Source organism: Paenibacillus sp. RU5M, assembly GCF_900221055.1.
In the GTDB taxonomy this organism is placed as follows: Bacteria; Bacillota; Bacilli; order Paenibacillales; family Paenibacillaceae; genus Paenibacillus; species Paenibacillus marchantiae.
On record NZ_OBQM01000002.1, the window covers coordinates 911112 to 923958 of the forward strand.

6 protein-coding genes are annotated in these 12847 nt (G+C 46.2%); 1 reads left to right on the top strand and 5 read right to left on the bottom strand.

Going from position 1 to position 12847, the window contains the following annotated elements; translation table 11 throughout:
* Positions 1–57: 57 nt before the first annotated feature.
* From CRO25_RS10000 to CRO25_RS10010, 3 genes are all read right to left on the bottom strand, one after another.
* A complete protein-coding gene (locus CRO25_RS10000; RefSeq protein ID WP_079694826.1) occupies positions 58–1662 on the bottom strand; it encodes an extracellular solute-binding protein in 1605 nt (534 codons plus the stop codon).
* 133 nt (positions 1663–1795) lie between these two features.
* Positions 1796–2686, bottom strand: a complete 891-nt coding sequence (locus CRO25_RS10005; RefSeq protein WP_063564764.1) for a carbohydrate ABC transporter permease — start codon at positions 2684–2686, stop codon at positions 1796–1798.
* Between the two features lie 28 nt (positions 2687–2714).
* Positions 2715–3671, bottom strand: a complete 957-nt coding sequence (locus tag CRO25_RS10010; protein ID WP_063564765.1) for a sugar ABC transporter permease — start codon at positions 3669–3671, stop codon at positions 2715–2717.
* A gap of 253 nt (positions 3672–3924) precedes the next feature.
* Here CRO25_RS10010 and CRO25_RS10015 point away from each other — a divergent pair, with 253 nt between their 5' ends.
* Positions 3925–5652 (top strand): sensor histidine kinase, encoded by a 1728-nt coding sequence (locus tag CRO25_RS10015; protein ID WP_170867765.1) that lies wholly within the window; start codon positions 3925–3927, stop codon positions 5650–5652.
* Positions 5653–5720: 68 nt separating this feature from the next.
* On the opposite strand, the gene CRO25_RS10020 is transcribed toward CRO25_RS10015, so the two are convergent.
* Entirely contained in the window at positions 5721–7841 is a 2121-nt protein-coding gene (locus CRO25_RS10020; protein ID WP_079694828.1) for an alpha-galactosidase, read from the bottom strand.
* A 166-nt stretch (positions 7842–8007) separates the two neighbouring features.
* A complete protein-coding gene (locus tag CRO25_RS10025) occupies positions 8008–12585 on the bottom strand; it encodes an S-layer homology domain-containing protein (protein WP_179132124.1) in 4578 nt (1525 codons plus the stop codon).
* Positions 12586–12847: the final 262 nt, after the last annotated feature.

Below are 12847 nucleotides of genomic sequence, written 5' to 3' on the forward strand. Positions count from 1 at the left end.
ATAAGAAGCGTCCCTGACCATCCCGGGACGCTTCTTAGTACCAAATTTACTCTTCAATTACTTGGAAGACCACAGTTCCATACGCTGAGCATATTTCTCGTTAATGATATCTTCCACTTTCTCATCGCCAGCCTTCTTCATATCCTCCAGCATCTTGTCAAATACGGAGTTGGCTTCAGCTTCACTTGGAGCAATAATGGCTCTCGTAATGCTCTGATCCATAATATCCTTCACCTTCTGGGCCGTCAGTGCTTGAGGTGTTCCCCCATCCGGATTCAGGTTATCATACTGTGCTGTATCCCATACGGAATCACCAAGACTCTTGAGGGCCAGTTCATCCACTTCACTGCGTTGGAATTTAACGGCCATGTCGTACGGCTGTCCATTTGGATCCAGGCCATTTTTGACAAACCATAACCATTTACGAACGCCACTTTTCTTCACCGTATCATCCCAGTTATCCTTGAAGCTTTTCAGGAATGCAGGGTCCGGTTGTCGCTTGCCATCCACCATAGTGTATTGCTCGCCTTCCTTGCCCCACAGCAGCAAATGCTGTCCTTCATCACTCGCCAGATAATTAAACAGCTTTATGGTTTCTTCCGGGTGTTTGTTGTTTTTGGTAATCGCAATGGCATCCCATCCAAGCGAGCTTCTTGGGCCAAATGTTGTTTGAGCCGGGTCTACACCTGGAGCAACAACCTTGTATGCGAACAACTGATTCTTTTCCCCGCCATCTTTCTTCAAGGCTCCATTGCCGTTACCTGGGTCCCAATAGGCACCTGGTGTAGAGAATACTGCGCCAGTCGTCAGCTTTTGAATCCAAGTCTGTGTTTTGCTGATCGCAAATTCCTTCTCAATCAGACCTTCTCTATATAAGCGATTGATATATAACAGCATCTCGCGATATTTGGGGTCTTTAACATCATATTGCAGACGTCCATTGTTGTCATAGTAGGCTTTTAAGCCCCACATGCCTTTGAATGTTCCCAAATTCGCGCCCATGTTCTCACCGTTCATCGTCATGGGAATGGACTCTTTGCCATCAATCGTGTTGTATTTTTCTTTAAAATTTTTCAGGAGTGCTTCAAACTCATCCGTTGTAAGTGGCTTTGAACCATCTGCTTTGTCTGGAAGAAACTCTTCCAGTAGGTTTTGTCTCATCAGCATACCGAAGACCGGATCACTGTCGAGTCCATACCAGTTTGCCAGATAGTAGTTCTTGCCGTCTGTATAACGTGTTTTGGTCAAGGTTTCGCCATACATCTCTTTCAAGTCAGAACCATACTTTTCAATTAACTCATCCAGTGGAATGAATGCACCGCTTGAAATGTACTTATCAAGTGAAGCGTCTCCCCGACTCATGACCACCACATCCGGATAGTCACCACTAGCGAGCATCAAGCTTAGTTTTTCCGTTGGATTACCTGTTGGTTGTTGGATGGAGATCTCTATGCCCGTCTTTTTGGTAATTTCCTGGGCAATTGCATCGGTAAATGGTTCTCCTTTGGTATTGCCATCAAACCACGTCAGCGTAATCGGCCCTTGTTCCCCATCTTTACCCGCTGTATTATTCTCCCCATCATTGGAGGAGCAGCCCGCAAGCAAACCAACGACTAATGCAGCCGTAATTCCCATGGTCATCCATTTTTTTGTCTTTATCATTGACACCCTAATTCCTCCCAATGAATAAATTCCTGTAGTGCTAGATTGAGCATTTCCAAAACGATCTTTGCCCACCCCCTTTCAGGGAGAAGCCACCGGACAAGCCTTCCCTGCAACCGGATCACGGAATAGATTAACTCTTAACAGCTCCCAAAGTCATGCCTTTAACAAAGTATTTTTGCAGGAACGGGTACACCATAACGATTGGTAAGGTGGCCACCATGGTAGCAGCCATTCGAATGGTATCACTCGAAACAGCATTTCGTTTAGCAGAGTTGGCCAGCATCTGCGATTGTGAAATCATGCCGCCAGTCTGAAATTGATTCAAGATTTTAACGAGCACGGCCTGCAGGGTCTTCAGGTCCGAGCTGTAGGTGAACGCATAGGAATCAAACCAGGCATTCCAATGCCCAATCGCTTGAAAAAGTCCTATTGTGGCAAGTACAGGTGTTGTCAGCGGCATCACAATCCGGAAGAAAATCGTCAGATCGTTAGCCCCATCTACCCTGGCCGATTCTTCAATCTCATGGGGCAGCTGCTCCATAAAGGTACGGACAATAATCATATAGAAGACATTCATCAAACTTGGCAAAATGAACACCGAAAATGTATCGATCATGTTCAGTGCCTTAAGCACCATGTAGAACGGAATGAGTCCACCACTGAAATACATGGTAAAGATAAAGTACAGGTTCCAGCCTTTGCGACCAACCAGATTCCGCCGACTTAGCGGATACGCAAGCATCGTAATGACGAGAACCGATAGCGGTGCGCCAATCAGCGTCCGTTTGACGGTTACCCACAGCCCGTTTAAAATCTCACTATCTTTCAAAATCTGCTGATAGCTGTCCAAGGTCAAGTCCCTGGGCCACAAGTAAACGCCGCCCCGTACCGTATCCTCCGCGCTGTTCAATGAAAGAACGAGTATATTCCAAAACGGAAGAAATGTAACCAGTAATACGAGAATAAGAATGAAATACACAATAATTTTGAAAATACGATCCCCGAATCTGTTCAGAATCATCACAAGCGCTCCCCTCTGTCTTTTGTAGTTAGAACAACGCCTGGTCGTTCACTTTTCTGGAAATCCGGTTCACGATGAGGACAAGAATAAAGGCAACAACGGATTTGAACATCCCCACGGCAGCACCGTAAGAGAACATGCTGTTTTGTAGTCCGTATTTGTAGGCATAAATATCAATAACTTCGGAGTATTCAAGCACGGTATTATTTTGCAGCAGGTATTGCTGTTCAAACCCTGCATTCAAAATGCCTCCAACCGCGAGAATAGCCAATATGACAATTGTAGGGCGCATGGATGGCAGCGTTATATGCCACATTTGCTTAAATCGGCTGGCTCCGTCCACCCTGGCCGCTTCGTAGAGCTCCGGATTAATGGAAGCGATTGCGGCGAGATACATAATGGCGCTGAACCCCATCTCTTTCCACATGTTCGACAATGCGATAATCCACCAGAATAGAGGCCCGTTCTGCAAAAATGCGACTGGTTCTTTGACAATGCCCAGCAGAACCAGAATATTGTTAAGCATTCCATCCGAAGCAAGCAGCGTAATTACAATGTTGGCTGCAATAACCCATGAGATAAAATGCGGCAGATAAGAAACCGTCTGTACAAAACGTTTGAAAAATCCCTGTCTCGCTTCATTAAGTACAAGCGCGAGAATGATTGGCGCAGGAAATCCGAAGAACAGCGTCAGCAAGCTTGTCGCAAGCGTATTACGCATAACCCGATAGAAATCCCCTGTTGTAAAGAAATACTCAAACCACTGGAAACCTACAAATTCGGCATGGAAGAACTGGTATAAAAAAGATCCCCCACCCGGCTGATAATTCGTAAACGCCATATACAGTCCGAACATCGGACCATAGGAAAATAGCAATGTCGCAATGAAGGCAGGAAGCATAAGCACGAATAACCATTTTTGCTCTTTTAGTCTGCTTATCAGATTATTGCTCCTGACTGTTTTGATAGCGCTTACCTTATGCATTAAGTACCCTCCCTTTTTCTATACAGCAGCATGGCCGGCCATATCTTGATTCAACTTCTCTCCTATTTATCATAAATTTGACGCAGATCGCTTGCCATAGTCGAATTCTCCGAAAGATACCGCTTTTTAAAGATGTTTTTGTAAAAAGAGAGGATTGGTTTTCCATATTCACTCTGCTATGATGAATTGTGCAACGAATAATCAGTCAAGAGAGGGCTTCCAAATGCGCCAATTCTATCGAAAATACATATACATGCCTTTTGTTAACCTGAGCTTTCGTTCCAAACTATTTATGGTATTTGTACTCGTCACCATCATTCCAATGATGTTATTGGTTTATTTTTCCTATGAACTTACCAAAACGAAACTTACCGAGCAGATCTACATCAACATGACGAACTCCACAGCTCAGATCACTAAAAATCTGGAGAATAAACTGGATAGCTACGAACATATTTCCGCCTCCATTTATTTGGATAACCGCCTTGCCAATTACCTTACGAACGAGTATCAGGATGATCCGTCTTATTTGGATGTCTATAATTATATTGGCAATCGAATCGACACCGTGATGGCTGCCTACCCCGATTTTGATAGCGCATTCATTTATTCGGACAATCCATCTCTGCCCAAAGACAATTATTATATCCGGCCGATTACACCCGAAGTTCAGAACACGGAACTGTTCCACAAATTGAAACAATCCTATGGGAACATTATTCATCTCTCATCGCCGCAGACAGAGAATAGTCCCGCCATGTTTACGCTTGCCCGGCTGCTGAACAACAACAGTAATCAGTATCCCTACGGAATGCTGGTCTTTCAAATTTCCGAGTCTGTCATCTACTCTCTCATGGAAAAAGAAGCAGGCGGCAAAGATATCTTTATTATAAATGACAAGGGCATTATTCTTTCTTCAGCGGACAAACAGTTAATCAATACAAGCTTGCCCGAATTGCTTCATCAAAATTTTGACGAGACGCCTTCAGGCAGATTTGATACAACTTATCAAGACGTGAAGGCTCTAGCGGTCTATAACACGCTTAAAAATGGCTGGAAAACGGTGTCCATCTTCCCTTACGACAGTATTATCAAAGATGCCAAATCTCTCTCTCAGCTGATTATCAAAATTTCACTGGGCTTCATCGGCGTGGCGCTGTTGCTCATTTATATTACTGCATCGCTGTTCAGCAAACGTATCAGGACGTTAATTCGCATGATTCGGCGCATTGAACGGGGGGATTTCAATCCTACCCATGAGGAACAAATGGGCAATGATGAGATAGGACAGCTTCACTTTGCATTCGAACAGATGACAACCCGGCTGAAAAGTCTGGTTACGGAGGTCTACCAGAAGGAGCTACAGAGTAAGGAAGCCGAGCTTGACCTGCTTCAAGCTCAGATCAATCCTCACTTTCTGTATAACACACTCGGCTCGATCTCCTCTCTGGCCGTAAAGCATCAGGATCCGCAGATCCAGGATATGGTCCTTCATCTAGCCAAGTTTTATCGGATATCCCTGAATAAAGGAAAGAGCATCCTGACCATCAATGAGGAATTGAAATTGACGCAGAGCTATAATGCCATTCAGCTTATTCGATTTAAAGGCAAGCTGAATATCACCTACACGATAGATCAATCGATCTTGCCCTACTCGACCGTAAAGCTTGCGTTACAGCCTTTTGTGGAGAATGCAGTGATTCATGCACTTTGGAACCAGGATCGGCCCCTAAATATCCATATCAAGGGCGTCATCGAGAACAATAGTATCATCTTATCTGTTATAGACGATGGAATGGGCATGCGGCGTGAGACGCTTCAGTCTTTGTTTGAAGAGAAAGAAGGACGCGGCTACGGAATTTCAAATGTGGATCGGAGAATTAAGCTAAAATTCGGTGAATATTACGGTGTTAAAGTGTATAGCAAACTAGGTATGGGAACCACGGTCCAAATTCGTCTGCCACAAAAAGAGATCCAATAAAAAAGGAGTGCGATGCAGCCACTATTGGCTTGCAAAGCACTCCTTTTAAACTATTCTACAGCATCCTTTTATACCTGCTCACGGATACGATACACCAGGCTGTCGAAATCGCCACGTAGAGGCAATTCCACCCCAATGTTCATCAGCGCACGGCCACTGACCGATAATCCCAGCTCTTCAATGAGATAGGTCTTGTTAGCATGAAGACCTGCCAAACGGAGTCTAGGCAACGGTTCACCCAGCTTCTGCGAGTGAAGAAAAGCGAACAGCACATGATCACTTCCTGCAGCATCGCTGTACTGGACAGCCGTAACCCCCTTATGTCGAAGCGAAGTCAGGCGGAATTGTCTGCCGAATTGCACGAGATGGCGAATGCCTTTGTACTGACCGATGAATTCCCCGGACTGCCCAATCCATTCATCACTCCACTCGTTCAGATTGGAGCCAATACCAAGCGTGCCCATCATTGCACTGTGGAAACGATACTTCAGGGAGACGTTTCGACCGTTCATTCCTGTAGGTGACTCAGTTACCCAACAGGTCATCATACGTGGTGCGTACGTATAGGAGAAGCCTTCCTGAATGCTCAGACGGTCGAACGCATCCGTATTGTCACTCGGCCAGGACTGGTCGGCATAACGGAAGATGCCCAAATCAATCCGCGAGCCACCTCCTGCGCAAGTCTCAAACTCCACATCCGGGAACTTGGTTCTCAGCTGTGCCCAGATATCATAGAGACTCTGGACATGCCTTACCCATACTTCTTTCTGGCGGTTAATAGGGTGCCCCTTCATGCCAGGCTCCGTGATGGTCCGGTTCATGTCCCATTTAATGAACTTAATCTCATGGTTGCCAAGCAGTTCGGTCATAAAATCGATAATGTATTGCTTAACCTCCGGCTTGGAAATATTCAGCAGCAGCTGATTGCGAAGCTCCGTACGTCCCCGGATCTCAAAATGATATACCCAGTCTGGATGTGCTCTATAGAGATCACTATCTGGGTTGACCGACTCCGGCTCTACCCATATGCCAAACTCCATCCCAAGTCCGTGAACCCGGTCAATCAGCTCAACAAGTCCGTTCGGGAACTTCTCCATATTCACGTTCCAGTCGCCCAACCCCGCTCGGTCGGAATGCCGCTGTCCAAACCAGCCGTCATCCACGACGAACAGCTCCACGCCCATCTTGGCTGCCCGCTCGGCAAGCGCCATTTGGTCCTGTGCGTTAACATCGAAGTAGGTAGCTTCCCAGGAGTTGTACAGCACTTTCCCGATTTCACTGCGAGGCAGTATGTAATTGTATTGATATTGATGCAAGCGGTGGCTCATTCCGCCAAAGCCTTCTGGGCTGAATCCGCCGACAAAGACAGGCGTCTCAAACGTTTCGCCCGCACCCAGCAACCATTCATTGTCAAAATCATTGATGCCACCTGTTACCCGCACATGCGTGAATGGGGTCTTCTCCGCAACAATCTTCCAGTTGCCGCTCCAGGCCAGAGCACCAAACCATACCCCGCCGCCGCTTTCTGTCGAAAGACCATCATCAATCGCAAACCATGGGTTGGCATGACCGTCCGTGAAACCTCTCCGCGATTCAAGTATCTTTTTTCCCTCTGTCAAAACGGTATTGCGCATTTGGAATTCACCCGACCATTTCCCCGTAACATGCGTCAGGCGGTAATCCTGGAGATATGGCAAAGTCCAGGCTGCAGATTGCATGCTTTCCAGCACGATATCCTCCTGTCCCGTATTTACGATATTGGCGTAACGCTCCACCAGGTCGAATTCCGGAATGACCCGATATACCAGCTGCGTTTCAAGTGCATACACCTGATCCTTCAACGTGATGATCAACGTCTGTCTGCCATCCTGTTCAATGATCTCATGACGGTCATACCTTACCTGAAGATCGCGGACACCATCAGGCATACGCAGTTTCAGAGATGGCTCTGTATAAGATGCACCTCCCCAGAAGCTATATTCCTCCATCTCTCCTTCCACTTCCGCATCAAAAGAGCTATGGGATTGTAGATGGAGCAACGGAGCGCTGTCCTCGATGTCTACGGGGTCACCCCAATACAGATGCTGGAGGTGTTCTCTCTCATTGATTCCGAAAATGTAGGACGAATTTTGCGTCTGTATTGCAAATATACGTAGTTGTTCATTATATTGAATCGTCAAGTTTATCATCCTTTCGAGTTCCTGTTACCCTCGTGCTGTGTGTTGTGAACATACATATTATTGTAGGAAGCAGGAGTTAAATTAGCCATATCGCATTCTTACAATCCATAGGGGAAATCATCTCTCATTTCAAATTATGAAAATAAGGCTGCGATGCAATTCGCAGCCTTAAATCTTACTTCAAAATCAGGTTATAGATGACCTGAGCCGCCTCTGCACGGGAAGCTATCCCTTTAGGCACAAACTGCCCCTGTCTTTGGCCTTGAACTAGTCCTAGTTTGGCTGCATCCTTTACCGAAGCAGTTGCCCATGAAGAAACCTGAGCCATATCTGTAAACAAGATATCTGTAGAACCAACAGGCACTTTCCCATCATTCAGTTTGTATGCTTTCATCAGCATCACCGTGATTTCCTCTCGGGTAATCCGTGCGTCCGGCTGGAAACTGGTTGTGCTTCGGCCGTTGACAATACCAGCTTGGGTCGCGATCGCGATAGGTTCCGCGTACCAGGCATCTGTCGCTACATCTGTAAATTGTAATTCCCCTGCTACGGTCAGTCCCAGAGAATGAACGAGCATGGCGGTGAATTCAGCGCGAGTGACTGCACGTCCTGGCTCAAATTGATCTTCGTTTGTGCCTTCAACATACCCCTTTGCTGCTAACTCCTTGATTACAGAGCTAGCCCAATGATTGGCCGGAACATCGGCAAACGTCCGATTCAGTTCCAGAACGGCATACTTGCTGAAGTGGCTCACTTTAGTCGTTAATACGCCATTCACGTAATCCGATTTGAGAAATTCCAATTTCCCATTTTCGTTAATATAATATATTCCTCCCTGTGAAGGGTCGAAGCCTTCAGCCGCTTCCAGACTCAGCGTAACCGGATGATTGAACGCAGAGAGTGTTTCGGTTGTACCAGATTTAGTTGTTACCGAAAGGCTGAATTCATAGATTTCTCCCTTAAGGGAAACCGTTGCCCGGGAAGATGATTCCACTGCAGCAATGACCTCCTTGGCCTTGCTGCCAAGCGGAACCATTTTCAAGGAAATGGTACTATCTTCCTGTTGCCCCGCTGGTAGCTTGCTCAACAGCTGCTGGAACAAACTCGCAGGTACTTGCAGGGTTAATATGCCTGATTTCACTTCCAGTGCACGGTCGCCGAGCTGGCGTAAAACAGCAGATGACAATTGTAGCTCTTGAGTACCAGCCTTTATGTCCACAACGGCTTTCCCTGCCCCACTGTCCACTTTCAGCATATCGGCTGTGATGACCAGTTTTGCTGTATCGTTCTCCTGAACAGTGCTATTGCCGGAGTTTCCACTAGTATTGTTGTTATTTCCATTGTTGCCAGGATTCCCTGGGTTGCTTGGATTACCTGGGTTGCCTGGATTTTCCGGGTTGACTGGTTTTTCGGTCAATTTAACCAACTTCGATTCAGCCGGTCCAAGCGAGATGGACCATGAACCCATGGCTGACGAAGATTCACCTGTCCACAAATCTTGTAACGTGTAGGATTTGGATTCATTCAATCCGGCACGACCCAAATTAATCGTTTTGTTCGCTGAACTATTGGCGCTGTAATTAAATACGGCAAGGTAATAATTATTGCCGTCTTTCAGAACAAACGTATCCGCAGCATTTGCATTCGTATTCCCTTCAAGCGGCTTGAATGCTTTTCCTTTCAGCGCCACCTGAAGAACATCCGTGTTATTGTACAATGCTGTCATGTATTCCTGTGCCTTGGGATCGTTCACATCATCGGAATCCATCATCACCGTGCCGGCAATCACACCGGAATTTACCCGACTACGGGCTTCCTCCAGGCTTGAAGCACTGCTTAATGCCAAATGATCTGGGTCTGTATAAGAATAGATCGTTCCATTTTGCCAGAAACCATATGTCAATGAATTGAGCATGTACTCCGTCTCATTGATTTTGCCATAGGTGTCACAAGAGATCCGTCTGCTATGCGCATATTGACTTGGAAAGATCGGTGCAATGGACGCACTAATAAACATTTTCCCATCCAATCGCTCTTCAACATAACGCATCCCTTCATTGTATGCCTGGATTCCTGTCGTCACGCTAGTGTCATAGTGTTGGCCTTCCAGTGATCCATGGGTCAGGAAATCCAGTTTGATGAATGTGAATCCAAGTGATTTAAACTTATCCAGAAAATAATTCATACGCATTTGACTCCCCGGATGTGTCACATCCAGTGCATATGCTCCATCCAGCGTAGGCAGAGGTTTCCCCTGAGCATCCTTGAGCACAATATCACCATACGTATATTGCCCGTTGGTACCATCTACTTTTTGGCTCATATCGTTGCCCCAATACACAAATGGCCCCCAATAGATGCCTGCATGCTGACCATTGTCCTTAATTACAGATACGGCTTGGGCAAGCTCAGCATCACTTAGATTGTCCCAGTAGGAATCCATATTAATGAATACATTTCCGTTATTGTTGAATTTCTTAAGGTTATTCTTGAAATAATTGGACACATCCACTACGTTCTGATACGAAAGCCCGCTATCATAAGCTCCCCAGCTATTCCAACCTACTGGAACACCTTGTGGCAGCTCCGGATTCAACGCCAGCGGAGGTGTAATAATTGCATTGGCTTTTCCGTATTCTTCAAGTCCTGTGCGGTAATCACTGAAACCACCTACCATAATCAGTGGTGAGGACAGCTCAGTACCGGTCAGGCTGCCATGTGGTTGGGTATCGCGAGTAACGTCACTCGCTGCACCACCATACACAGCAAATTCATTCAGACGATTAGCTGAGCCTTTCCAGTCAATACCGGTCTTCCAGGTGTCATGGGTTACTGAACCAATCACAAGACCGTTACGTGTTGAGTTATTGAATACCGTCGTCATCTCGTAGCTAGTATCCGCCCGGTTCATCGTTTGAGATTTATAGCGAATCCAGGCGTCATTGTCAAAAGGTACTGTAAGCACACGATTATCCGAGCTTACGCCGATATCCACACCACCCGAATTTTTTACGGTAATTGGTGACATGTAATTACTTTGGATCTCTGTATCACTGAAGGCATCCAGACGGTTGAGGAAATACGATTTATCTTCATAAAACCGATAGACCTGCTTCAGGGTTGGTTTGCCAATTGACGTATGAACAAAGTTCAACTCAATGCCTTTGCCGAATCCATCCTGAATCTCCACTGGTGTTCCACCGCTCGCATGACTCTCATAACCTTTGGTCTCCACAAGGCCGTCACCAAGTTTAATGCTGCTGAAAATCCCCCGCATCTTCTGCCCTTCTGCCCAGCTATAGCCGACGAATCCAGTCTGGGTATTATAAGACACTTCGTATTGTCCGTTCGATACCAGAAGGCCATACGTGTAATCAGTCACCGTGATATCCCCGTATTGTTGCGAGTCACCCGGTGTTCCCAGATCGTCATCTCCTTCACCTGGATTTTCGGGTTCTGTCTCTATCGCAGGCTCTACGATAATCCGGTCCAGATCGGGAGAATAGCCATTGTTATCTGAAAAGGTAATCGTATTCTCGCCCTCAGTTAATGGGAGGGTAAGATCATACGTACCTACCGTATCCCAATCCGGGGTTTTAGGCAGGTCGTGGAACTGCTCTTCCCCATCATTCGCATGGACATAGAAACTCCGCGGATCACCGGAAAAATAATCTACCTTAACGCGGTAATCACCTGTCATTGGGGCTATAATTTTATTGAACGTCAAGGAGCTCCCGCCATTCAGGTAGCCGACCTTTTTGCCTCCGGAAGCATTCGGACTCTCTGTTACACGCGCTTCACCAGTCAGTGTATTGCCCGAATCTTCGGCTTCATAGCTAAGCGTATACGGGATTACTTCAATTCGGTCAAAATCGGGGGAGTAACCATCATGATCCGAGAACGTAATGGTATTAACTCCCTTATCGAGGGAAGCTTCTGCATCATACGTGCCTACCGTATTCCAGCTTGCCGTTTTGGGCAGATCAATCATCTCATCCGTCTCATTGTTCATCTGCATATAGACAGGTCGCTGGTCACCAGAAATATAAGATATTCGGATCAAATATGTACCATCTGCCGGTACAGTAACATTCGTAAATTGCAGTGAACTGTTTTTGTTCAGATCCGTTACTTTTTTCCCGCCTGAACTGATACTGCTGTCCACCACCTTGGCATTGCCTTTCAAAATATTGTCGGCTGCTTCTGCCTCAATGATTGCACCATGCAGATTTTTCTTCCAGTCGTCTCCGCCACCTTCTCCCGGTATGTCACTGTCCAAACCGCGGATCACAATCTTGTCGATGTCGGGAGAATACCAGTTGTTGTCATCAATCAGGATTGTGTTGGTACCCACGTTCAACGGAAGAGTCACATCATACGTTCCCACCGTATCCCAGTCGACTGTCTTGGGCGGTTCTTCAAATTGCTTCTCCCCGCCATTCGCACTAATATTAAACGGCCGCGAATCACCTGAAATGTAGTAAACGGAAATCTTATAATTTCCTGTCTCACTTACAGTAACATTGTTAAATTGCAAGGAACTGCCTTGGTACATGCCTCCGACCTTTTTGCCGCCTGAAGCCGTCGGGCTATCAGAGATTTTCGCGTTGCCATGCAAAATATTCCCCTCGGCCTCGGCTTCATAGGTATTCATATCATCGGCGTGAGCTGTTCGGACGAACTGGCCCCCGCCAACTACCAAGCAAAAAATGATAAAGAACACAAATCCTTTTTTCATAATCCGTCCCAACATAACATGCCTCCATTTTCTTTTGATTGAGTTAGGTCTCCATATGCCTATCCTGCGGTGGTTCACAGCCATTATCTGTAATCGCTTTCATAAAGAGCTGTTAAATCCCCTCTCTCCTCCTTCCTTTCCTATATGCCTAATTGTAAAAAGGAGGCGGGGGATGTTCCATACCACAATGTTACTATTCATACAGGAAAGCCTCTTTCATTCGCCATATCATGGGTTAGTAAGAGGGAGCCAATTCAAATCATGTTCAAGGAAAACG